Source organism: Microbacterium sp. LjRoot205 (assembly GCF_056175745.1).
Genome location: NZ_JBGFFH010000008.1, coordinates 106,419 through 129,307, shown reverse-complemented (window position 1 = coordinate 129,307; position 22,889 = coordinate 106,419). Strand labels below are relative to the sequence as shown.

Annotated in this window: 18 protein-coding genes; 16 read left to right on the top strand and 2 right to left on the bottom strand. The window is 67.5% G+C overall.

What is annotated here, in order from left to right; genetic code table 11:
• The first annotated feature begins 27 nt into the window (after positions 1-27).
• The 4 genes from AC04ME_RS14980 to AC04ME_RS14965 are packed head-to-tail and all read left to right on the top strand — an operon-like array spanning position 28 to position 5,073.
• Positions 28-969 (top strand): ABC transporter permease, encoded by a 942-nt coding sequence (locus AC04ME_RS14980; protein ID WP_079113531.1) that lies wholly within the window; start codon positions 28-30, stop codon positions 967-969.
• Complete coding sequence (locus tag AC04ME_RS14975; RefSeq protein ID WP_475435758.1) at positions 966-2,789, top strand: dipeptide/oligopeptide/nickel ABC transporter permease/ATP-binding protein; 1,824 nt, start codon at positions 966-968, stop codon at positions 2,787-2,789. Before AC04ME_RS14980 ends, AC04ME_RS14975 begins: the two co-directional genes overlap by 4 nt.
• Positions 2,786-3,610 carry an ATP-binding cassette domain-containing protein gene (locus AC04ME_RS14970; RefSeq protein WP_475435756.1) on the top strand — a complete coding sequence of 275 codons (825 nt, stop codon included), beginning with the start codon at positions 2,786-2,788 and terminating at the stop codon, positions 3,608-3,610. The genes AC04ME_RS14975 and AC04ME_RS14970 overlap by 4 nt, the downstream gene beginning before the upstream one ends.
• The gene (locus tag AC04ME_RS14965) at positions 3,607-5,073 is read left to right on the top strand and encodes a glycoside hydrolase family 43 protein (protein WP_475435754.1); all 1,467 of its coding nucleotides are present in this window, start codon (positions 3,607-3,609) and stop codon (positions 5,071-5,073) included. The genes AC04ME_RS14970 and AC04ME_RS14965 overlap by 4 nt, the downstream gene beginning before the upstream one ends.
• Here AC04ME_RS14965 and AC04ME_RS14960 read toward each other — a convergent pair whose 3' ends face one another.
• A complete protein-coding gene (locus AC04ME_RS14960; RefSeq protein WP_475435752.1) occupies positions 5,074-5,688 on the bottom strand; it encodes a TetR/AcrR family transcriptional regulator in 615 nt (204 codons plus the stop codon). It abuts the gene before it with no gap.
• Between the two features lie 99 nt (positions 5,689-5,787).
• Here AC04ME_RS14960 and AC04ME_RS14955 point away from each other — a divergent pair, with 99 nt between their 5' ends.
• From AC04ME_RS14955 to AC04ME_RS14905, 11 genes are all read left to right on the top strand, one after another.
• Complete coding sequence (locus AC04ME_RS14955) at positions 5,788-7,032, top strand: family 1 glycosylhydrolase (protein WP_079113527.1); 1,245 nt, start codon at positions 5,788-5,790, stop codon at positions 7,030-7,032.
• Between the two features lie 27 nt (positions 7,033-7,059).
• Positions 7,060-8,430, top strand: a complete 1,371-nt coding sequence (locus tag AC04ME_RS14950) for an MFS transporter (protein ID WP_475435750.1) — start codon at positions 7,060-7,062, stop codon at positions 8,428-8,430.
• Between the two features lie 24 nt (positions 8,431-8,454).
• A complete protein-coding gene (locus tag AC04ME_RS14945) occupies positions 8,455-9,285 on the top strand; it encodes an SDR family NAD(P)-dependent oxidoreductase (protein ID WP_228385575.1) in 831 nt (276 codons plus the stop codon).
• A gap of 78 nt (positions 9,286-9,363) precedes the next feature.
• Positions 9,364-11,157, top strand: coding sequence for a beta-glucuronidase (uidA, locus tag AC04ME_RS14940; protein WP_079113525.1), 1,794 nt, complete (start codon positions 9,364-9,366; stop codon positions 11,155-11,157).
• A gap of 30 nt (positions 11,158-11,187) precedes the next feature.
• Complete coding sequence (gene manD / locus AC04ME_RS14935) at positions 11,188-12,426, top strand: D-mannonate dehydratase ManD (RefSeq protein ID WP_475435747.1); 1,239 nt, start codon at positions 11,188-11,190, stop codon at positions 12,424-12,426.
• The gene (locus AC04ME_RS14930) at positions 12,423-12,938 is read left to right on the top strand and encodes a gluconokinase (protein WP_475435745.1); all 516 of its coding nucleotides are present in this window, start codon (positions 12,423-12,425) and stop codon (positions 12,936-12,938) included. The genes manD and AC04ME_RS14930 overlap by 4 nt, the downstream gene beginning before the upstream one ends.
• Positions 12,939-12,961: 23 nt before the next feature.
• Positions 12,962-13,999: a LacI family DNA-binding transcriptional regulator gene (locus AC04ME_RS14925; protein ID WP_079113523.1), complete on the top strand. Its 1,038-nt coding sequence runs from the start codon at positions 12,962-12,964 to the stop codon at positions 13,997-13,999.
• Between the two features lie 184 nt (positions 14,000-14,183).
• Complete coding sequence (locus AC04ME_RS14920; protein WP_194285960.1) at positions 14,184-15,623, top strand: MFS transporter; 1,440 nt, start codon at positions 14,184-14,186, stop codon at positions 15,621-15,623.
• On the top strand, positions 15,616-16,587 hold the full coding sequence (locus tag AC04ME_RS14915) for a Gfo/Idh/MocA family protein (protein WP_079113521.1): 972 nt from the start codon (positions 15,616-15,618) through the stop codon (positions 16,585-16,587). The genes AC04ME_RS14920 and AC04ME_RS14915 overlap by 8 nt, the downstream gene beginning before the upstream one ends.
• Before the next feature lie 28 nt (positions 16,588-16,615).
• Entirely contained in the window at positions 16,616-17,416 is an 801-nt protein-coding gene (locus AC04ME_RS14910) for an SDR family NAD(P)-dependent oxidoreductase (RefSeq protein WP_079113520.1), read from the top strand.
• On the top strand, positions 17,413-19,218 hold the full coding sequence (locus AC04ME_RS14905; RefSeq protein ID WP_475435742.1) for a family 43 glycosylhydrolase: 1,806 nt from the start codon (positions 17,413-17,415) through the stop codon (positions 19,216-19,218). The genes AC04ME_RS14910 and AC04ME_RS14905 overlap by 4 nt, the downstream gene beginning before the upstream one ends.
• Before the next feature lie 245 nt (positions 19,219-19,463).
• On the opposite strand, the gene AC04ME_RS14900 is transcribed toward AC04ME_RS14905, so the two are convergent.
• Positions 19,464-20,579: an ROK family protein gene (locus AC04ME_RS14900; protein ID WP_475435740.1), complete on the bottom strand. Its 1,116-nt coding sequence runs from the start codon at positions 20,577-20,579 to the stop codon at positions 19,464-19,466.
• A 110-nt stretch (positions 20,580-20,689) separates the two neighbouring features.
• Between AC04ME_RS14900 and AC04ME_RS14895 the strand changes: the two genes are divergently transcribed.
• Positions 20,690-22,870 carry an alpha-galactosidase gene (locus AC04ME_RS14895; protein ID WP_475435738.1) on the top strand — a complete coding sequence of 727 codons (2,181 nt, stop codon included), beginning with the start codon at positions 20,690-20,692 and terminating at the stop codon, positions 22,868-22,870.
• Positions 22,871-22,889 lie beyond the last annotated feature (19 nt).

Here is a 22,889-nt window from a genome sequence, read left to right as displayed (position 1 = left end):
ATCCCCACCCGCACCGGGAGTTCTTTGATGCTCAGTTATATCCTTCGCCGTCTCGGTGCCGGGATCGTGCTCGCGATCCTGGTGACCCTGATCACCTTCCTGCTGCTCAGCACGTCGTTCGATGACGTCGCGCAGTCGATTCTCGGCACCGGTGCGACGCCGGATGTCGTTGCGGGGCTCATCGAGCAGAAGGGGTGGGATCGACCTGTCCTCGTCCAGTACTTCGACTGGCTGATCCACGCGGTTCAGGGCGACTTCGGCGTCTCCGTGTACACGTCGCTGCCAGTCGGACCGACCGTTCTCCAGCGCCTCGCCGTCACGCTCTCGATCATCGTCCCCGCGCTGATCCTGACCGTCATCATCTCGGTGGTGCTCGGCGTCTGGTCTGCCTCGCGCGGGGGAATCGTCGATCGCATCGCGCAGGGGATCTCTCTCATCGGGTACATCGTCCCCGGCCTCCTGCTGGCGATCGTGCTGGTGGTGGTGTTCGCAGTGCAGCTCAAATGGCTTCCCGCCACCGGCTTCACACCGTTCGCCGAGGACCCGGCGGCGTGGGTGCGCAGCATCACGATCCCGGTGATCGTGCTGACCATCGGCGGCGTCGCCAACATGGCGGCTCAGGTGCGAGGGCGCATGATCGACGAGCTCCGCCGCGACTACATCCGCACCCTGCGGACGCGCGGCTCATCGACCACCTCGATCGTCATCAAGCACGCGCTGCGCAACGCTGCGAGCCCGGCGCTCACGGTGATGTCGCTGGAGTTCATCCAGATGTTCGGCGGCGCGCTCATCATCGAGAACGTCTTCGCTCTGCCGGGCTACGGCAGCTTCGCGTTCAACGCCTCTCTTCAGGGCGACATCCCCGTGATCATGGGCATCACCGCCTTCGGTGTGCTGCTGGTCACCGTCGTCAACCTCCTCACCGACCTGGCCAACGGCTGGTTGAACCCGAAAGCGAGAGTCCATTGAGCGACGAACGCCCACTCCAGACGAACACCGGAACCGTGACGCCGCCCAGCACCGAGCTGCTCGTCACGCTCGAGAACGCGGCGAAGACCCGGACGTCCACCTGGCGTCGAATCCTGCGGGATCCTCAGGCCGTCGGGACCCTCGGCATCCTCGCCGTGATCTTCCTCCTCGGACTGCTCACGCCGTGGCTCGCGCCGCACGGTCCGAACGACGCCGATCTCGCGATGATCAACGCCTCCGTCGGTACGCCCGGGTACCTGCTCGGCGCCGACGAGGCGGGCCGCGACATCCTGTCTCGGCTGCTCCACTCGATCAACACGGCGGCCATCTCTGCTCTGATCGGCGCCGGCGTGGCGCTGGTCGTCGGAGTGATCGCCGGTCTCATCGGCGGGTACTTCGGCACGGTGACGAGAGCCACCACCGAGTGGCTCTTCAACCTGATCATGACGTTCCCCGGCATCCTGCTGCTGATCATCCTGATGCCGGTCACGGGTGGCGACTACCGCTTCACAATGCTGATCTTCGGTGTGCTCCTCTCGCCGGGCATCTATCGCATCGTCCGCAACCTCGTGCTCGGGGTGAAGAACGAGCTCTATGTCGACGCGGCGCGGGTGTCGGGTCTCGGCAATCTCCGCATTCTCGGCCGCCACGTGCTCTTCGTCGTTCGCGGTCCGATCATCATCGCCGCAGCCTTCCTTGCCGGGTCCGCGATCGCCGTGCAGTCCGGGCTCGCCTTCCTCGGCGTCGGCTCGCTGCAGATCCCCAGCTTCGGATCGATGATCTCGTCGGGCTTCCGCAACCTCTACATCGCGCCGACGCAGTTCCTCTGGCCGAGCCTGCTGCTCGGCGTGATCACGGCGTCGCTCGTGCTGCTCGGCAACGCTCTGCGCGACATCCTCGAGGGCTCCATGCCGAAGCCGGCGAAGGTCGGACGCGGTCAGCGTGTGCTCGACAGCGCCGGAGAGGCGACGGCCGCGCGGACGGGGCTGCTCGAGATCAACGACCTCGCCATCGCCTACCCGCGTCCGAGCGGAGGACTGAACGAGGTCGTGCGCGGCGTCGACCTCTCGATCGCCAGAGGGCAGGTCGTCGGACTCGTCGGGGAATCGGGCTCGGGCAAGTCGCAGACCGCCTTCGCCTCCCTCGGCGTGCTCCCCAACGAGGCGGTGATCACCCGCGGGTCCATCCGTTTCGACGGGCGTGAGCTCGTCGGTCTCACGGACGCGCAGATGCGGCCCCTCCGCGGCAAGGAGATCGCCTATATTCCGCAGGAGCCCATGTCGAACCTCGACCCCTCCTACAAGGTGGGCGCTCAACTGGTCGAGGGAGTGCGCTCGGCGCTCGGCGTGACGCGCGCCGAGGCGACCGCTCGTGTGCTCGCGCTCCTCGAGCGGGTCGGCATCGCGGATCCGAAGCGGACCTTCGACTCGTATCCGCATCAGATCTCGGGCGGCATGGCGCAGCGCGTGCTCATCGCCGGTGCGGTCGCCAGCCGACCGAAGCTCCTGATCGCCGACGAGCCGACCACGGCGCTCGATGTCACGGTCCAGGCGGAGATCCTCGATCTTCTGCGCGATCTGCAGTCGGAGCTCGACATGGCGATCCTCCTCGTCACCCACAACTTCGGCGTCGTGGCTGACCTGTGCGATCGCATCGCGGTCATGCAGAACGGCGTGATCGTCGAATCCGGCACCGCCGCGGAGGTGTTCGCCCACCCGACCCACGAGTACACGAAGATGCTGCTCGGGGCGATCCTCGACGAGAGCACGGTCCGCACGGACCCGCCCGTCGCGATCACTGAAGAAGGGACGCAGCGATGAGTCTTCTCGAGGTCGATGAGCTTCGCGTGTCGTTCCCCGGCAAGGGGTGGCGGAAGAAGCCGGTGGAGGTGCTGCACGGCGTCTCGCTGAGTGCGGCGCCCGGCGAGACGCTGGGGCTGGTGGGGGAGTCCGGATCCGGCAAGACCACCATCGGTCGCGCGGTGCTGGGGCTGGTGACGCCATCCGGAGGCGACATCCGCTTCGACGGGACATCCATCGCACGGATCTCGGCGCGCGATCGACGCCGGCTGTCGCGAGACATCCAGGTCGTCTTCCAGGATCCGTACACCTCGCTGAATCCCTCGATGACGGTGGGCGACATCCTCGCGGAACCGCTCGTCATCCAGGGGGCGACCGCCAAGGACGCGCGCTCGCGCGTCAGAACGCTGCTCGACCAGGTCGGATTGCCCTCGGATGCGATCGAGCGGCTGCCCCGGGAGTTCTCGGGCGGTCAGCGCCAGCGTGTCGCCATCGCGCGTGCGCTCGCCCCCGAGCCTCGCCTCATCGTGTGCGACGAGCCGGTGTCGGCGCTCGACCTGTCGACGCAGGCCCGAGTGCTCGATCTGTTCGTCGAGATCCAGCGGGCGACGGGGGTGGCCTATCTCTTCGTCTCGCACGACCTCTCGGTCGTCAGACACATCAGCCATCGCGTGGCCGTGCTGTACCGCGGCGACCTCGTCGAGACGGGATCAGCCGAGCATGTGACGTCGAGCCCCGACCACCCGTACACCCAGAAGCTGCTCCTGGCGGCTCCGGTCGCCGACCCCGCCAGGCAGCGCGAGCGGAGGCTCGAGCGTCGCCGCCTCATGGAGGCGTCATGACTCAGAATCCGATCATCCCCGGCTACCACCCGGACCCCTCGATCTGCCGCGTCGGCGACGATTACTACCTCGCGAACTCGAGCTTCGAGTACTCGCCGGGCGTCCCGCTGTTCCACTCGCGCGACCTGATCTCATGGACGCAGGTCGGCAATATCCTCGATCGGCCGGAGCATCTCGATGTGCGCCCAGGACTCGCGGGCGCCAGCGGAGGGATCTACGCTCCGACGCTGAGGCATCATGACGGCCGGTTCTGGATGATCACGACGAACATCCACGAGGTCGGCCGCGGTCACGTTCTCATGCACGCGAACGCCCCCACCGGGCCGTGGAGCGATCCCGTCTACGTCGCAGGGCTCATCGGCATCGATCCGGACATCGCGTGGGATGACGACGGCACGTGCTTCGTGACCTGGAGCGATGTGATGCGCGGCGGCATCTCGCAGGCCGTCATCGATCCGGTGTCGGGCGACGTCCTCTCGGAGCCGCGCCCGCTGTGGGCGGGAACCGGCGGGGCGCACGCCGAAGGGCCGCATCTGATCCGTCGGGGGGAGTGGTGGTACCTGCTCGTCGCCGAAGGTGGCACGGGCCCCGGACACATGGTGACGATCGCGCGATCCCCAAGCATCCGCGGACCCTTCGAGCCGGCGCCGACGAATCCGATCCTGACCCACCGCAGCACGAGTGCGGCCGTGCAGTCGACAGGGCACTCCGATCTCGTCGAGCTCGCCGACGGCTCCTGGGCGCTCGTGTTCCTCGCGACACGGCCGCGGGGAACATTCCCTCGCTGGCACACCAACGGCCGCGAGACGTTCCTCGCGGGAGTCGACTGGGTCGACGACTGGCCCGTCGTCGACGAGGCGCGCTACGACGTGCCGGTCTCGACGTCATCGTTCGTCGACGAGTTCAGAGGCGAGGTACTGCATCCGCGGTGGATCGCGCCGGGCACCGCACCATCGACCTTCGCCCGCACGAGCGCGGATGGTCTGCGCCTCGACCTGGGTCGGGACGCGCTCACCGTGAGCGCCGAACGACTGCTCGCGGTGCGCGCCGAAGACGAGTTGTGGTCGGCTCGCCTGCACGCCACGGGTGACGTGGCACTCTCGGTCCGTATGGATGACGCGCACCAGCTGCTGGTCGAGCGCATCGGTGAAGAGGTGCGTGCGCGGATCGTCATCGGTCCGCTGAGCGACGTCGTCGCGAGTGCGACGGTGTCGGCTGACGCGGCGCTCGAGATCAGGGCTGTGGAGTTCGAGGCCGAGCGCGGCGCTCGCCGCGGGCCGGATCTGCTGCGTGCCGGGGTTGCCGCGGCAGAGGGCTTCGTCGAACTGGCGGCCCTTGACGGTCGGTATCTGTCCACCGAGGTCGCGGGGGGATTCACCGGACGGGTCATCGGGATCGAGGCGCTCGGAGAGCAGGTCGCCGTCATCCGGTTCGAGTACGAGTCGGGTGTCGCCGCGGGGTGATCAGCCCTGCGCCGTGGGCCTCAGCTCCGGCACGAAGGTCGACATGAGCGAGGTGACGCACGCATCGACGTCGATCGTCGAGCGATCGAAGAGCCACTGCGTGTGCAGGCCGTCCATGGCGGCGATGGTGATCGCTGCCAGATGCCTCGGAGGCAGGTCGGTCGACAGGCGTCCCTCGTCTCGGAGTCGCGTGAAGAGGCGGGTCATGAACGAGCGGATGTTGCGGTATCGAGTCTCGAAGTAGACGTGCGCCGGGTGGGCCGGCGCTGTGGCCTCACCGGTGAGCACGGCGCTCAGCTCCACCAGGCCGACTCGTTGATCCCGTTCGATCAATGTCGTGGCCATTCCGCGGAGGACATCGAGCGGGTCGGCGTCGGTGTCGAGCGCGGCATTCCGCGAGAGATAGTCGGCGCTGCGCTCGTCCTGCAGCTCGAGAACCGCCATGAGCAGATCCTCCTTACGCGGGAAATGATGCAGAAGTCCCGTGTGGCTGATGCCGGCGCGACGCGCGATCTCCGCCATCGATGCGCCGTGGAACCCGGATTCTCCGAAGATCGTGAGACACGCGTCGAGGATGCCGCGGCGTACGGCCGCGGTCTTGGCGTACTGCGCCATCAGTCCTCCTCAGATCAAAATAGTGAGTGCTTTCTAATTTTATGTTACCGTGGTGTGGCAATCGGTTGTCATGATTGCTCCGATCGAGAGGATCCCTCAATGACGAACTTCCCCACCGGCTTCCTCTGGGGTGCCGCCACCGCCGGACACCAGATCGAAGGCAACAACGTCAACAGCGACTGGTGGGAGCGCGAGCTGACCATGCCCGGCATGGAACCCTCGGGTGACGCGGTCGACAGCTATCACCGGTATCGCGAGGACATCGACCTGCTCGCGGATGCGGGGCTCACGACCTACCGGTTCAGCCTCGAGTGGTCACGCATCGAGCCCGTCGAGGGTCGCTTCTCGCGGGCCGAGCTCGCGCACTACCGACGCGTGATCGACTACTGCTTCTCGCGTGGAGTCGTTCCCTTCGTCACCCTGCAGCACTTCACGACGCCGCGCTGGTTCGCGAACGACGGCGGGTGGACGTCGCCGAAGGCCAAGGACCGCTTCCTGAGTTTCGTGACCGAAGCCACGACGATCCTCGACGGCGTCGAGTGGGTGGCGACCATGAATGAGCCCAACATGCAGGCGGCCATCATGACGGCGATGCGCCGCATGGCGGAGACGCAGGGCGGGCAGTGGACGAGTCCCACGGTCGAGAGCGACGCCGAGCGCGAGGGCGGCGAGGAGACGAAGCTCGAGAAGAAGCAGCACGGTGCTTTCCTGCAGGACGCCGACCCCGAGATCGGCCGCGCGTTCGTCGAGATCCACCATGCTGCACGCGAGATCGTGCGCGCCCGTACGGACGCCAAGGTCGGCTGGACCATCGCGGCGGGCGCGCTCACCGCCGCCCCCGGCGGTGAGGAGAAGCTGAAGCAGATCCGCTACGGCAAGGAAGACGTCTACTGGGAGGGATCCCGGGGCGACGACTTCGTGGGCGTGCAGGCGTACTCGTCGCAGGAGGTCGATGCGGACGGTCTCGTGCCGCACCCGCCGCACCCCGACAACACGCTCGTCGGCACCGCTTTCCGCCCGGACTCTCTCGCCATGGCCGTGCGGCACGCATGGGAGGTCTCCGAGGGCGTCACGGTCATCGTGACCGAGAACGGCATCGCCACCGGCGATGACACCCAGCGGATCCGTTACACGGATGCCGCGCTGCGCGGCCTCGCAGACACGATCGACGAGGGCATCGACGTGCGCGGCTACCTGCACTGGACGCTGCTGGACAACTTCGAGTGGGGTCACTGGGCTCCGACCTTCGGTCTGATCGCCGTGGACCGCGAGACGTTCGTGCGCACGCCCAAGCCGAGCCTCGGCTGGCTCGGCGAGGTCGCGAAGCGCAACGGTCTGGGCTGACCGGCACCACGCACAGAGGCCGAGCAGATGACCGTCGACGTCGACGATCCCCAGGGCGAGAGCGCTGCGGAGGCTGCGGGGCGCGTTCCGGAGGGCAACCTCGCGCTTCCGCAGCCACCCTCCCTGACCCCCGCGCCCGACGGCGCGGGGGCCGGGCAGGCAGCCGTCTCGGCGTGGTCGATCGTCCTGCTCGTCGCCGCGACGTTCGGGGCCGGCATGGCGATGATCGTGCCGATGGCTTACTCGCTGGCGGTGCGTCTCGACCAGTTGGCGCCCGGGCGCACCGAAGCCCTCGGCATCGTCCTGGCCGTCGGCTCGGCAGCCACTCTCGTGCTCGCCCCTCTCACCGGCATCCTCAGCGATCGTCTGCGCAGTCGCTGGGGGCGACGGCGTCCGTTCACCGTGATCGGTCTGCTGATCGGCGCGGCTTCGGTGCCCGTCATGGCCCTCGCGCCGAGTCTCGTCGTGCTCACGATCGGATGGACGCTGTCGACCGTCGGCTGGGGAACAGCGGCAGCCTCGCTCGGCAACTGGCAGGCGGACCGTCTGCCGCCGCATCAGCGCGGACGCGTATCCGGACTCACCGGTGTCACGATGCAGGTCGCGCCCGTCATCGGGATCATCCTCGTCGGATTCTTCCGCGATCAGGTGCTCGTCGTGTTCGCGCTCCCGGCCGCGATCGGTGTGGTGCTGGTGGTAGCGTTCCTCGCTGTCGTGCGCGACCCCGACAGCCGGGGGATGGTGATCGAGCGGCGGCTGACCGTCGGTGGACTGCTGCGGAGTTACGGCTTCGATCCGCGCAACGCGCCGGACTTCGCGTGGAACTGGCTCGGACGCTTCATCTTCTTCTCCGGGCTGACCCTCACCACCAGCTTCACCGTGTTCTTCGTCGCCCAGCGCCTCGAGCTGCGCGTGCCGGATGTCGCGGGAGTGCTCGCGATCGTCTCGGCGTCGAGCATCGTCACGGCCACCCTCGGCTCCCTCGGGGGCGGATGGCTGAGCGATCGGGTGGGCAGGCGCAAGCCGTTCATCCTCACGGGTTCCGCTCTCTTCGCTGCGGGATGCAGCGTCTCGGCGTTCGCCCACGACCTGCCGACGCTCATGGTCGGCACCCTGCTGAACTCCCTCGGCATCGCCACTTTCTCGGCCGTGGCTCAGGCGCTGCTGCTCGACGTGCTCCCCGATCGCGAGCGCGAAGCGGGTCGTTACATGGCCATCGCCCTGTTCGCGCAGAAGATCCCCGGCGTCTTCGCGCCGGTGCTGGGCGGGGCGGTGCTGGCCATCGGCGCCGGCGCCGGTGCCGGCGCCGAGAACTTCACCGCGCTGTACCTCCTCGCTGCCGCGCTCGCCTTCGCCGGCGGTCTCCTCATCACCCTCTCGGTGCGCAGCGTCCGCTGAGCATCACCCCTTCGAAACGGAGCAATGATGTCCTTTCCCTTCCCCGATGTCTCGTCGACCCCCCTCGCCTCGCTGACCGATCTGACAGGACGCACCGCGCTCATCACCGGCGGCGCTCAGGGCCTCGGCCGTGCCATCGCGGATCGGCTCGCCGAGGCCGGTGCGAGCATCGTGATCGCCGACCTCGACGAGGGTCGCTCTCGCGCGGCGGCGGGCGAGATCGGCGAGCGTTTCTCGGTGCGGACGGTGGGCGTGCGAATGGATGTGACCGACTCGGCGTCGGTGTCTGCAGCGACCGACGCCGCGGCGGCTGAGGTCGGTGCCCCGGACATCTGGGTGAACAACGCCGGGATCTTCCCCAGCCAGTCGCTGCTCGAGATGAGCGACGAGACCTGGGAGCAGGTCTTCGCGGTCAACACCCGAGGTGTGCGCAACGGCGCGCGCGAGGCGGCCCGTCGGATGCCGCAGGGTGGCGTGATCGTCAACATCGTCTCGACCGCGGGCTTCCGCGGGACTGCGCCCGGCCTGTCGGCCTACGTCTCGTCGAAGCATGCGGTGCGGGGGCTCACGAAGCAGCTCGCCCTCGAGCTCGCCCCCCAGGGCATCCGCGTGCTCGGCGTCGCCCCCAGCTACGTGCCCACGGAGGGCAACATGGCGATGGCGGCCGCGGCGATCGAGCAGATGGCTGCCGCGGGCATCGATCCCGCCACCATGCCTGCGGCCATGTCGCAGAGCCTGATCGGTCGCCAGGGGACGCCCGACGACATCGCACGGGTGGTGCTGTTCTGCGCGAGCGACCTCTCGACGGTGATGACCGGCAGCACCCTTCTGGCTGATGCGGGCGAGACCATCTGACTGGCAATCGGTTGCCATTTACCTCGAACTCTGCTGTACTGAAATCAAGAACGCAAAGAAGCGCACGAAAGGCCCTTGATGCTCAAGCCCATCGCCACCGCGACCCGTGACCTCGTCAAGCTCGACGGCGTCTGGAAGTTCGGGATCGACTCCCGCCTCCCGGAGGAGCCCTGGCTCGCCGCTCTCGATACGCCTCTCGAAGCAGCCGTCCCGGCGAGTTACAACGACCTCTTCACCGATCCGGCGATCCGCGACCACGTCGGCTGGGTCTATTACCAGCGGTCGGTGCAGGTGCCGCGCGGTTGGGCGGGGGAGCGGATCCTCCTGCGTTTCGACGCCGCCACGCACTCGGCGAAGGTCTACGTCGACGACCGGCTCGTCGGTGGACACGTCGGCGGGTACACGCCGTTCGACATCGACGTCACCGAAGTCGTGAAGCCGGGCACCGCCTTCCGGCTCACGGTGGCCGTGAGCCCCGACCTCACGAACACCACCATCCCGCCGGGCAAGATCGAAGTCGGCATGACCGGCGCCAAGACCCAGACCTACTTCCACGACTTCTACAACTACGCGGGGCTCGCGCGATCGGTGTCGCTGTACTCACTGCCGCAGGTGCACGTTGACGACGTCACTGTGGTGACGACCTTCGAGGGCACCACCGGTCTCGTCGACTACCGCGTCGAGACCGTCGGCGGTGCCCACGTGCGCGTCAGCCTGGCGGATGCCGCAGGCAGTGTCGTGGCGACGTCGTCCGGCCCGGAGGGTCGTCTCGAGATCGCAGACGTCGTGCTCTGGAAGCCGGGCGCCGCGTACCTCTACGAGCTGACGGTCGAGGCCGTCGACGGAGAGGACGTGCTCGACACCTACTCCCTGGCAGTAGGTGTGCGAACGGTCGCGGTTCGAGGCGAGGAGTTCCTCGTGAACGGCGAGCCGTTCTACTTCACCGGATTCGGCAAGCACGAAGACACGTTCGTGCGTGGCAAGGGTCACGACGACGCCTACATGGTGCACGACTTCCAGCTGATGGAGTGGACGGGTGCGAACTCGTTCCGCACCTCGCACTACCCCTACGCCGAGGACGTCCTCGACTTCGCCGACCGCCACGGCATCCTCGTGATCGACGAGACCGCGGCCGTGGGTCTCAACATGGGCGTGGTCGGCGGTCTCAGCGGCACCCCGCCGTTCCCCACCTTCTCGGAGCAGTACGCCGGGGCGGAGACGCAGGCTGCGCACGCACAGCACCTGCGCGAGCTGATCGGGCGTGACAAGAACCACCCGTCGGTGGTGCTGTGGTGCATCGCCAACGAGCCGGCCTCGAACGAGGACGGCGCGCGCGAGTACTTCGCTCCCCTGGTGGACCTCGTGCGCGAACTCGACCCGACGCGTCCGATCACCTACTCGATGGTCATGTTCGCCACGTTCAAGAACGACCAGATCATCGACCTCTTCGACGTCGTGAGCCTCAACCGTTACTACGGCTGGTACATCAACGCGGGCGATCTCGCGACGGCGGAGATGTATCTGCAGGGAGACATCCAAGGCTGGATCGATCGCACCGGCAAGCCCATCATGATGCTGGAGTACGGCGCCGACACGATGCCGGGTCTGCATTCGGTGTGGGACCAGGTGTGGACCGAGGAGTACCAGACCGATCTCCTCGCCATGTACCACCGGGTGTTCGACCGCTTCCCGCAGTTCGTGGGCGAGCAGATCTGGAACTTCGCCGACTTCGCCACCACCAACGGATTGCACCGCGTCGGCGGCAACCGCAAGGGCATCTTCACCCGCGAGCGCAAGCCCAAGGCTGCCGCATTCGCGCTGAGGCAGCGCTGGCGCGGGCTCGACGGACGCAAGCCTGCAACAGACGCCTGACCTACCGGCTTCACGCAGAGGAGAAACCACATGACCATCGACAGAGCCGACGTCATCGTCACGAGTCCCGACCGCAACTTCGTCACGCTCAAGATCACGACCGCTGACGGCGTGACAGGGCTCGGTGACGCGACACTCAACGGGCGCGAGCTCGCGGTCGTCGCCTACCTGACCGAGCACGTGGTGCCGCTGCTGATCGGCGCGGACGAGTCGCGCATCGAGGACACGTGGCAGTTCCTCTACCGCAGCGCCTACTGGCGTCGCGGACCCGTGACCATGGCGGCGATCGCAGCGGTCGACATGGCGCTGTGGGACATCAAGGGCAAGGTCGCCGGCCTTCCGGTCTACCAGCTGCTGGGCGGTGCCAGCCGCAAGGGGTTGTTGGCCTACGGGCACGCCTCGGGCAAAGAGCTGCCCGAGCTGTTCGACTCGATCCGAGCCCACCAGGAGCAGGGGTACCGAGCGATCCGGGTGCAGACCGGTGTGCCGACGCTGAAGGCGATCTACGGCATCGCCTCGCAGTCGGCCGACACCGGAGGAGGAGAGGCTCGATACGACCACGAGCCGGCGCGCCGCGGAGCGAAGCCCGTCGAGGAGGACTGGGACACCCGCGCCTACCTGAACCATCTGCCCGGTGTGTTCGAGGCGGTGCGCAACGAGTTCGGCCCCGACATCCCCCTGCTGCATGATGGGCACCACCGCATGACGCCGATCCAGGCCGCACGCCTGGGCAAGGACCTCGAGCCGTACGACCTGTTCTGGATCGAGGACTGCACGCCGGCGGAGAACCAGGAGGCGCTGCGCCTGGTGCGCCAGCACACCACCACCCCGCTCGCCATCGGCGAGATCTTCAACACGGTGTGGGATTTCAAGGACATCATCCGCGACCAGCTCATCGACTACGTCCGCGGTGCAGTCACCCACATGGGCGGCATCAGCGCGCTGAAGAAGACGCTCGACTACGCCGCGATGTACCAGATCAAGTCGGGCATGCACGGCCCGACCGACATCTCACCGGTCGGGATGGCGGCGGCGATGCACCTCGGGCTCGCGATCCACAACTTCGGAATCCAGGAGTACATGCAGCACGGCGCCCGCACCGATCAGGTCTTCCAGCAGTCGTTCACCTGGACCGACGGCTACCTGCACCCCGGTGACAAGCCGGGACTCGGTGTCGACCTCGACGTCGACGAGGCGGGCAAGTATCCGTACGAGCAGGCCTACCTGCCCTACAACCGGCTGCTCGACGGCACCGTCCACGACTGGTGAGCGAGTCGATTCGCCCGTCGGTCGTGGTGATGGGCGTCTCGGCCGCGGGAAAATCCACCGTGTCCCGTCTGCTCGCGGAGCGCCTCGGCATGGATTTCCTCGATGCGGACGACCTGCACCCCGCGTCCAACCGGGCCAAGATGAGTTCGGGAACACCACTGACCGACGAAGACCGGATGCCGTGGCTCGACCGCGTGGGTGAGGAGCTCGCCCTGCGGTCGGTATCCGGTGCCGTCATCGCCTGTTCCGCGCTGCGCCGGGTCTACCGCGACCGCATCCGGGCTCGGGTGCCCGGCGCGGTGTTCGTGCATCTGCATGGGAGTGACTCTCTGCTCGCCGAGAGGGCTGCGGGGAGGACAGACCATTTCATGCCTCCGTCGCTTCTGCGGTCTCAGATCGACACGCTGGAGGCGCTCGAACCGGACGAGATCGGCGTGACGATCGATGTCGCGCCCGCGCCGGAGCAGATCGCACGCGCCGCCGTCGAATGGCTCGAAAAGCCCCGGACATGACACGCTGGGAGCTGGGAGGAACCATGGACGACGAACTGCCCGGCGAACTCGCGGAGCGCATCCGCCGTCGCAACGGCGCTGCGACCATCTACGACATCGCGGAACTCGCTGGAGTGAATCCGTCGACGGTCTCGCGCGCGCTCAGCAAGCCGGGGCGGATCAGCAAGAAGACGGAGGAGCGGATCCGCGCGGCCGCCGATCGCCTCGACTTCCAGTTCAACCCGATGGCTCGCGCGCTTCCCACCGGACGCAGCCACACGATCGGACTGATGGTGGCTGACATCACCAACCCGGTGATCTTCGGGATCGTCCGTGGCGCGGAGCACACCGCGGCTGCTGCCGGCTACACGTTGGTGATCGCGGAGTCCCAGGAATCGGGGGAGGCAGAAGCAGAGGCGGTCTCTCGTCTGCTTCCGAGTGTCGATGGACTGATCCTCGCGACCACCCGACTGGGCGACGAGCGCATCACCGCTCTGTCGGAGCGCAAACCCGTCATCCTCATCAATCGACAGGTCGACGGAGTCGTCGGCGTGCTGCCTCAGGTCGAGGAGGGCGTCGTCGCACTCGTCGCTCATCTCGCCGAACTCGGGCACACCTCCCTCGCCTACCTCTCCGGACCCGAGACGTCGTGGATCAGTCGGCGACGCTGGGAGAGCCTTCTCGACGCCGCTGAACAGCGTGGCATCGCGGTGGTCGAGATCGGCCCGCTCAGCCCCACCATCGACGGAGGGCGAGAGTCGCTCCGCCGAGTGCAGGCGGCCAGGGCGACGGCCGTGATCGCGTTCAACGATCTGATGGCGATCGGCCTGATCCAGGCGGCATCCGCCTCCGGCATTCGGGTCCCCGACGAGCTGAGTGTCGCAGGCTTCGACGACATCTTCGGCAGCGAGCTCATCGTCCCTGCGCTGACCACCGTGCGGGCGCAGTTGGAGCTGGCAGGCGAGCGCGCCGTCGGCAAGGTCCTCGAGGCTCTCGGTGATGCGATGGAGGCCGTGAGCGATGAACCGCTTGCGACCACGCTCGTCGTGCGCGGGAGCACCGGCCCGGTCGCTCGGGGCTGAGACCGGGGGTCCGAGACGTCTCGGAGCGCCAGCCCTCCACCATTTCTGGCAATCGGTTGCCTTGTTGTTCGGAATCTGTTTTGATGGAACCGTCTCAACAGCGAGACGGTCTGGAGTCTTCGATGTCGAATGCACTGTCCCCACTCCCCGGTCGCGGGGAGCGCATCACCGCAGGGCCGCGGCCATGAGCGAGCCCCTCACGCAGGTGGCCGGCGAGGAGTCTCGCTGGACCTCGACGGTCGCGGTGCACTACGACGCGAAGAGGCCCCTCTCGCGCTACATCCGCTGGTATCTCCTGCTCTCGCTGGCCGTCTCGGCGGTCTGGGCGGCGACGAACGGCATCCTGATGCCGAACCAGATCCAGATCCTGGAGTTCGGCTCGTTCTTCGCGGGGGCGGATGCCGGGGTCGATCTGCAGGCGCTGACCGAGCTCGGCCGAGCCGTCGCCTCTGGCGAGGTCACCCCGACCGCTGAGCAGACGCGACAGCTCGCTCTCCTCTCCGACTTCGAGGCGGCGCGCGCGAACGGGCTGGCTCTGGTGACGACGACCAGCGCCATCATCGTGATGATCCTCCAGCCGGTGATCGGTGTGCTCTCCGACCGGACCCGCTCGCGTCTCGGTCGGCGCGCTCCCTGGATCCTGTACGCCGGTCTGATCGGTGCTGTGCTCCTCGTCGCCGTCCGTTACGCGCCGTCGCTCGTCGTGCTCGTCGTGCTGTGGTCCGCGACCGAGCTGGCACTGAACGTCGCGGGCAATCCACTGCAGGCGACGGTGGCAGACCGGGTGCCGCGGGATCGTCGCGGGCGTGTGACCTCGTGGACGAGCATGGGCGCCATCATCGGCGGCATCCTCGGCGGAATCGGCGCCGGCGCTCTCTTCGGGATGGTCGGCCTCGACTTCTACCTGATCCTGGGCCTGATGGTGGCGATCGCCACCATCCTGTTCGTCACGCGCAATCGCGACGAGTCCTCGAGCGACCTGGAACGCGAGCCGTTCGCCTGGAAGCCGTTCCTCCTCGGATACGCGAGCGCGCTCACAGCCCGTAACTACCGCTGGCTGTGGATCTCGCGCGTGCTCTTCTTCTTCGGCTACAGCACGTCGACGGTGCTCAACCTGTACATGCTGCAGAGCTATGTCCGCCCTGCGCTCAGCGCCGCCGAGGCATCGGCGATGGTGCCGATCCTGGGGCTCGCGGGGATCCCCTTCACGCTCATCGCCGTCGCGATCTCGGGCAGGCTCTCCGACCGCGTGGGGCGCCGCAAGCCGTTCATCATCGTCGCGTCTCTTCTCATGGCCGTGTCCATGGCGATCCCGCTGATCTCTCCGACCCTGCCGGCGCTGTTCGCCCAGGTCGTCCTGACCGGACTCGCCTTCGGCATCTATCTGCCGGTCGACAACGCCATGTTCATCGACGTTCTGCCCGATCCTGCACGTGCCGGACGAGATCTGGGACTCGCGATCGTCGCCATGAACCTCGGCCAGGCACTGGCACCCGCCCTCGCTGCTGCTGTGGTCTCGCTGACCGGCGGCTACCAGCTCGTCTGGGGCGCGGCCCTCGTGCTCGTGGCACTCGCGACGCTGACGGTGGCGCCGATCAGAGAACGCAAGGGCGCGGATGCCTAGGTGGGGCATCGTCGGTACGGGAGACATCTCCGACCGGGTCGTCGCCGACCTGCTCGACATCAGCGGTGAGATCAACGGGGTCTGGGGGCGTACCGCTGAGCGAGCTGACGCATTCGCCTCGCGGCACGGAATCCCGTTCGCGACGTCGGATCGTTCTGCGCTCCTGGGGCGTGACGACATCGACGCGGTGTACATCGCCACGCCTGCCGACACGCACACGGCGATCACGCTCGAGGCGCTCGACGGGGGCCTGCACGTGCTCGTCGAGAAGCCGATCACCACGTCCGCCGCCGATGCGGAGATGCTCTTCGCCCGAGCTGCACAGGCCGACCGCTTCCTCATGGAGGCGATGTGGATGCGGTTCAATCCGCTCCACGTCGAGCTGATCCAGCGCATCACCGGAGGGGAGCTCGGCGCGATACGCAGCGTGCGAGCGAGCTTCGGCACGCCGTTCTTCCCTCGGCCGGGCAAGGCGCGACCCGAAGACGGTGGCAGCATCCTTCGAGACCGTGGCATCTATCCCGTGATGCTCGCGCACTGGTTCCTCGGTGATGCCGATGCCGTGACCGCGCGGGGAGTGATCTCGGACGGTGTCGACCTCGCCGGTCACGCGACTCTCGACCACAGCGGGGGCGCGTTCGCTCAGCTGTCGTGGTCGGGCACGGAGTTCCTCGACCTCTCCGCGGCCGTGAGCGGCGAGCGCGGATGGATCACGATCGACCCGATGTTCTGGGCAGGCAGCACCGCTCGTGTGCACGCGGGCACCGCCGAGCGCATCTTCCGCGTGCCGGAGCGGGTGGAGCATCCGCGAGTCGGCCACGGATACGGGCCGATGCTCGAGGCCGTGACCGCAGCGATCGACTCCGGCCTGCGCGAGCATCCCTGGCACGACGCCGCGACGACGATCTCGGTCACCCGAACGCTCGACCGCATCCTCGCCGACATATCTTCCCCGTCGCTCTGATCGCGACCCACCCACCCAGAAGGAACCCATGGACATCTCAGGCAAGGTCTTCGTCGTCACCGGCGCAGGGAACGGCATCGGACGCGAGGTCACGTTCAGACTGCTCGCCCAGGGGGGCTCCGTCGCCGGCGTCGACCTCAATGAGGTCGGTCTCGACGAGACGGCCCGCCTCGCGGGGGCCGGTGGCCGTTTCACCGCGCACGTCGTGAACATCACCGACCGGGATGCGATCGACGCGCTGCCCGGCGCGGTGATCGCCGCGCACGGTCAGGTCGACGGAGTCGCGAACATCGCCGGTGTCATCCAGAAGTTCGTCAAGGTCAACGATCTGCCCTTCTCCGAGATCGAGAAGGTCATGAACGTGAACTTCTGGGGCGTGATGAACGTGTGCAAGGCGTTTCTCCCGCACCTGCTCATCCGCCCGGAAGCCTCCCTGCTGAACGTCGCGAGCATGGGTTCCTACGCTCCCGTGCCCGGCCAGGCGGTCTACGGAGCGTCGAAGGCGGCGGTGAAGCTGCTCACCGAGGCGCTGTACGCCGAGCTCCTCGACACGAACGTGCACGTCACCGTGATCTTCCCCGGAGCGATCAGCACCGGCATCGCGGCGAATTCGGGTGTCGATCTGGGAGGTGACGCGTCGGCAGAGAACAGCTCGTACAAGACGACCACGCCGCAGGAGGCCGGACGCGTGATCGTCGACGCCATCGTCAAGAACCGCTTCCGCGCGACGATCGGCTCGGACGCGGCCACCATGGATCGCCTCTCGCGCCTCAACCCCAAGCTCGCGACGACGATGATCGCGAAGCAGATGGGAGCCCTGCTGTCATGACCTCGACGACGTCGCCCTCGACCCGCCGGATCTACTGCAACCCGCTCGACCTCGAATACCGCTATCAGGACGTCAGATTCACAGGTGTCGTGCGCGGCCTCACCATCGGAGAACCGCGACGTAGCGTGCACAGGGAGGGTGCTGATCCGTCGCTCGTTCGATACCGCGGTCGGTACTACCTCTTCGTCTCGATGTCGCGGGGGTTCTGGCACTCGGATGACCTCCTCGACTGGCAGTACGTCGCGACGGACAAGATCCCCCCGTACGATTACGCTCCGGACGTCAGGGTCGTCGACGACGCCCTCATCATCAGTGCATCCCGGAAGACGAACTCCCCGTTCTTCCGCAGTGTGGATCCGTTGGCCGACGATTTCGAGGAGATCACTCCGGGGACGTTCGAGTTCTGGGACCCGCACGTGTTCCAGGACCTCGATGACCGGGTGTACTTCTACTGGGGCTGCAGCAGTGACGACCCGATCCGCGGGGTGGAGATGGACTCCACCTTCACGCCCATCGGGCAGCCGGTCGATCTCATCACCACGGACACCACGACCCGCGGCTGGGAGAAGACGGGGGAGGACTATGTCGTTCCCGAGCCGGTCACCGAGCGAGAGAAGCTCGTCGCGTCGTTCTCCAACGGCAAACCCTATCTGGAGGGCGCGTGGATGACGCGCGTGGATGACACGTACTACTTGCAGTACGCCGCCCCGGGAACAGAGTGGAACACGTATGCCGACGGCTACTTCACGGGTGCGCATCCGCTGGGGCCGTTCACCTATTCGCCGACGAATCCCTTCTCCTCCAAGCCCGGCGGCTTCATCACCGGGGCCGGGCACGGGAGCACTGTGCAGGACGAGTACGGCAACTGGTGGCACACCGCCACCATGCGCATCAGCATCAATGACGTCTACGAACGGCGGGTGGGACTCTTCCCCGCAGGATTCGATGAAGACGGAGTCCTCTACTGCAACCAGAACTTCGGAGACTATCCCTGCGCCGTGCCGGCCGGTCCGGTGGATGCGCGGGAACGGATCGCGCCGGAATGGATGCTGCTCTCCTACAGAGCCGGTGCGCGCGCGTCGTCGTCGGCGGAAGGCCACCTGCCGGGCCTTGCCGTGAACGAGAACATCCGTGACTGGTGGGCATCCGACGGACCGGGCCGCGGGCACTGGATCGAGATCGAGATGGACGGCGGGCATCGGGTGCACGCCATCCAGGTCAACCTCGCCGATCACGAGCTCGCCGACTACGCGCCCGAAGACCTGATCGTCGAGGGAAAGGATCAGGGGCACACGTGGCGCGGCATCCATGCGGACCATACGGCGGCGCAGTTCACCGTCGAGGGGTCAATCGACGGCCAGGAGTGGGTCACGCTCCACGACTCGCGTGACGACGAGCGGGAGCGCCCGCATGCCCTGATCCTGCTCGACGCCCCTGCGGAGTATCAACTCATCAGGGTGCGGGCGGATCGGGTTCCGTTCGACGGCCCGTTCGCGGTGAGCGGCATCAGGGTCTTCGGCGTCGGAGTCGGCGAGCCTCCCGCTGAGACGACGCCCCGTGCCGTGCGCACCGATGGGACGACCGCGGAACTGGACTGGCCTCCCGTCGACGGAGCGCACGGCTACAACATCCGCTATGGCCACGCGCCTGACCGCCTGTACCACAGCTGGCTCGTCTACGAGCAGAACCACCTGCGCCTCCCGTCGCTGAACGACGGGGAGACCGTGTGGGTGAGCGTCGACTCCTTCAATGAGAACGGAGTCACTCCCGGCCGCGCATTCGAGGTTCCTCCTCGTGTGTGAGCACGGTCGCGTTTGAGAATCCCCGCTCAAAACCATCGGCCAGGGTTTCATGGTCGGTGTGACCAACCCCAAGAGGATCGTGTTCTCTCATCTCCGTGCGTGACGCGTCGTGGGAGCGGACCTTCGCGTGGTTCGCTGCAAGGCATGCTGCGCACCGCGCCCGAGAACGACGGCAGCCGCTCGCCGGTGTCGACGAGGGCGGGCGATGATCATCGTTGATCCGATGACGAGGCAGCGATCTCGGGTCAGCGTGCCAGTGAGAGGGTCGCGATCGCCGATTGGATCGCCACCGCGGCGGCTCCGCGCGCCCAGGCGGTGAACCCGGGCTCGTCGATATAGAGCTCGATGGGATCCGCGAGCGGGTCGCGGTCGGCGGCGATCGCGCGTCGGATGGCGGGTTCAGCGACCGAGAACAGACCGATGCCATCGCCGGCGAGAACCGTGGCGGGCTGCATCGTCAGGTTCGCTGCGAGGGCGATGAATCGGCCGAGCGCTTCGCCTGCTGCATCCGCCACCGCAGTCGCTGCGGGGTCTCCGTCTGCGGTGAGCGCCAGGAACTCCTCGTAGTCGACCGCGCGTCGCAGGGCACCGGAGACCTGAGCGGTGATCGATCCCGACGTGAGCATCGCCTGTGCGCACCCGCGGTGTCCTCGGTCGCAGAGGGGCCCGTTGGCTGCGAGCGGGATGTGTCCGCCGAGACCCGCGCCGACTTCGCGCGTGCGCACGACCTCGTTGTGAGCGACGACCGCGTATCCGATGCCCTCACCGATGGTGATCACTGAGAATCCGGGCAGGCCGCGGCCCATTCCGAACCACCTCTCGGCCTCGGCGAGCGCGACGAGGTCGTTCTCGACGGTGACGGGCAGTCCGGTCGCTTCGGCGAGCATCGCCGCGAACGGCACGTCGTGCCAGTCGAGGAACGGCGCGAACTCGACGACGCCGTCGTCGACGGAGCCGCCGAGGCTCACGCCGATGCCGCGGATGTCGCCGTCGAAGTCGTGGATCGCCGCGCGGATGTCCGTGACCACGCTCGACGGGTCGGAAGCGGTGAGGGGGCGTGTGGAGGAGTTGACGAGAGCGGCGCGGACGTCGGTGAGAGCCGCGTGCAAGGTGTCGCCGGTCAGCTTGATGCCGACGAAGAAGCCGCGGTCAGGGGCGATGTCGAGGGGCCTGGTCGGTCGGCCGACCGAGCCGTCGACGACGTCGTCGAGCTCGATGAGCAGCCCGGTGTCGAGGAACGGCTTCGCCAGTCGGGTCAGGCTCGCTGCTGAGAGTCCGAGTCGACTCGTCAGGGCCGAGCGCGAGATCGGCCCGTGGATCAAGACCGCCTCGGCGAGCGCGTTCTCGCTCTCTGTGAGCATGATCACCTCCTCGTTGTTTCCATTGTGGCAGTAAAACGGGCTTCCTCTCGGGAATCGAGGGGTCGAAATCGGGTCTTGGCTCATAGTTATTTTCGTGATAGAACTAATCCATGCATTTCAGCAATGAGGCTCTGCAGGAGAGCGTGATGGATGATCTCGAGTCCCCGGCCACCCGCGATCGCGTGATCCACCTTCACCGCGGCGGGACGAGTGTCGTCATCGACCTCGAGTCCGAAGAGGTGCCCGTCATCGTCCACTGGGGTGAGGAGCTCGCCGACTCGACTCCGGAGACGCTGCGCAGCCTCGCCGTCGCCGCGCGTCCGCAGCGGGTGTCCGGCGGTCTCGACCGCACGGCACGTCTCAGCGCGGTCGCCACCGAGGCCTCGGGCTGGCTGGGAACGCCCACAATCGAGGGGCACCGTGGGGGAGTCGGCTTCAGCATCAAGCCCGAAGTCGTCGAGGTGCGCGTCGATCACCACGCGGCCGCCGTCGAGCTGGAGGATGCGGAAGCGGGGATCCGCCTTCGGTGGGACGTCGAAGTCGGCGTCGCAGGGCTTCTCCATCAGCGCATGACCGTGAGCAACACCGGCGACGGCGGCTACTCCCTCGATGCGCTGCAGCTCGCCTTCCCCACCCCGGGGGATGCCACGGAACTGCTCGACACGACCGGTCACCATCTTCGCGAGCGCAGCGCTCAGCGGCACGTCTTCACTCTGGGCACTCACCTGCGCGAGAGCCGGAGGGGGCGTCCGGGGGCAGACGCGACGGTGCTGCTGGCCGCGGGGCGGCCCGGGTTCGGGTTCGAGTCCGGTCGGGTGCACGGCATCCACGTCGCGTGGAGCGGAAACCACCGCGTTCTCGCCGAGCGGGTCGTGACGGGCGATGCGTTCCTCGCCGGCGGTGAGCTGTTCGCCCCCGGTGAGGTCGTGATCGCCCCCGGAGCGTCCGTGTCGTCGCCGTGGGTCATCGGCTCGTGGGGCGACGGTCTCAACCGGCTGGCGCAGCGCTTCCATTCCGAGTGGCGCGACCGTCCCCAGCATCCGCGCCGTGCGCGTCCGATCACTCTCAACACGTGGGAGGCCGTCTATTTCGACCACGACTTCGACCGCCTGGCTGCGCTCGCCGATACGGCAGCGGCCGTCGGGATCGAGCGGTTCGTGCTCGACGACGGGTGGTTCACGGGGCGACGCGACGACACCCGAGGGCTCGGCGACTGGGAGGTGGATGCCGAGGTCTGGCCCGAGGGTCTGCATCCTCTCGTCCGCAAGGTCACAGGGCTCGGCATGGAGTTCGGGCTCTGGGTGGAGCCCGAGATGGTGAACCCCGACAGCGACCTCGCCCGCGCGCATCCCGACTGGATCCTTCAAGGCCGGTCGTCGCTGCCGCCGTCCGCACGGCAGCAGCAGGTGCTGGACCTCGCGAATCCCGACGCGTACCGACACATCGCCGATCGGCTTCTCGCCCTCCTGGGCGAGTACCCGACCGCCTACCTCAAGTGGGATCACAACCGGGATCTCGTCGATGCGGGCAGCGGTCCCGGCGGATCCCCGCGGGTGCGCGAACACACCCTCGCGCTCTACCGACTGCTCGATGAGCTGAAGGCGGCCCACCCCGATCTCGAGATCGAGAGCTGCGCATCGGGCGGTGCTCGAGTCGACCTCGGCATCCTCGACCGCACCGACCGCATCTGGACCAGCGACAGCCTCGACCCGATCGAGCGGCTCGAGAACCAGCGCTACACCGGCCTCGTCGTGCCGCCCGAGATGATGGGCATGCACCTCACGAGCCCGGTCGTGCATTCGTCGGGGCGCACGGTCTCGCTCGAGCTGAGCGCCGCTGTCGCCCTGCTCGGACACTTCGGTGTCGAGTGGGACCTCACCTCCGCCGACGAGGAGACCCGGGGTCGTGTCGCCGCCTGGATCGCCCTCGCCAAGCGGCTGCGTCCGCTGATCGCCGACGGCACCGTCGTCCACGTCGACGGTGTCGAGCCGGGCATCGACGTGCGCGGGATCGTCGCCGAGGATGCCGCGCACGCGGTGTTCACCATCACGCAGGTCGCGACGAGCGCCGCCTACCCGGCGGGGCGCGTCCGGTTCCCGGGGCTCGACCCTGCCCGCTCGTACGCACTCCGCATCCTCTCGCGTCCCGCGCACGACCCTGCGCAGTCGCCACTCGCGTGGGCCGAAGAGCCCGTGACGATGACCGGCCACGAGCTCGGGAGCATCGGCGTCCGCCCGCCCGTGCAGTTCCCGCAGCAGGCGACCGTCGTCGAGATCGTTTCACAGCACTGACAACCGAGCAGTTCTTGCG

Excerpts from the sequence above, each read along its gene's own strand:
- AC04ME_RS14980 (WP_079113531.1), top strand. The coding sequence starts at position 28 with ATGCTCAGTTATATCCTTCGCCGTCTCGGTGCCGGGATCGTGCTCGCG.
- AC04ME_RS14970 (WP_475435756.1), top strand. The coding sequence starts at position 2,786 with ATGAGTCTTCTCGAGGTCGATGAGCTTCGCGTGTCGTTCCCCGGCAAG.
- AC04ME_RS14965 (WP_475435754.1), top strand. The coding sequence starts at position 3,607 with ATGACTCAGAATCCGATCATCCCCGGCTACCACCCGGACCCCTCGATC.
- AC04ME_RS14960 (WP_475435752.1), bottom strand. The coding sequence starts at position 5,688 with ATGGCGCAGTACGCCAAGACCGCGGCCGTACGCCGCGGCATCCTCGAC.
- AC04ME_RS14955 (WP_079113527.1), top strand. The coding sequence starts at position 5,788 with ATGACGAACTTCCCCACCGGCTTCCTCTGGGGTGCCGCCACCGCCGGA.
- AC04ME_RS14950 (WP_475435750.1), top strand. The coding sequence starts at position 7,060 with ATGACCGTCGACGTCGACGATCCCCAGGGCGAGAGCGCTGCGGAGGCT.
- AC04ME_RS14945 (WP_228385575.1), top strand. The coding sequence starts at position 8,455 with ATGATGTCCTTTCCCTTCCCCGATGTCTCGTCGACCCCCCTCGCCTCG.
- uidA (WP_079113525.1), top strand. The coding sequence starts at position 9,364 with ATGCTCAAGCCCATCGCCACCGCGACCCGTGACCTCGTCAAGCTCGAC.
- manD (WP_475435747.1), top strand. The coding sequence starts at position 11,188 with ATGACCATCGACAGAGCCGACGTCATCGTCACGAGTCCCGACCGCAAC.
- AC04ME_RS14925 (WP_079113523.1), top strand. The coding sequence starts at position 12,962 with ATGGACGACGAACTGCCCGGCGAACTCGCGGAGCGCATCCGCCGTCGC.
- AC04ME_RS14920 (WP_194285960.1), top strand. The coding sequence starts at position 14,184 with ATGAGCGAGCCCCTCACGCAGGTGGCCGGCGAGGAGTCTCGCTGGACC.
- AC04ME_RS14915 (WP_079113521.1), top strand. The coding sequence starts at position 15,616 with ATGCCTAGGTGGGGCATCGTCGGTACGGGAGACATCTCCGACCGGGTC.
- AC04ME_RS14910 (WP_079113520.1), top strand. The coding sequence starts at position 16,616 with ATGGACATCTCAGGCAAGGTCTTCGTCGTCACCGGCGCAGGGAACGGC.
- AC04ME_RS14905 (WP_475435742.1), top strand. The coding sequence starts at position 17,413 with ATGACCTCGACGACGTCGCCCTCGACCCGCCGGATCTACTGCAACCCG.
- AC04ME_RS14900 (WP_475435740.1), bottom strand. The coding sequence starts at position 20,579 with ATGCTCACAGAGAGCGAGAACGCGCTCGCCGAGGCGGTCTTGATCCAC.
- AC04ME_RS14895 (WP_475435738.1), top strand. The coding sequence starts at position 20,690 with ATGCATTTCAGCAATGAGGCTCTGCAGGAGAGCGTGATGGATGATCTC.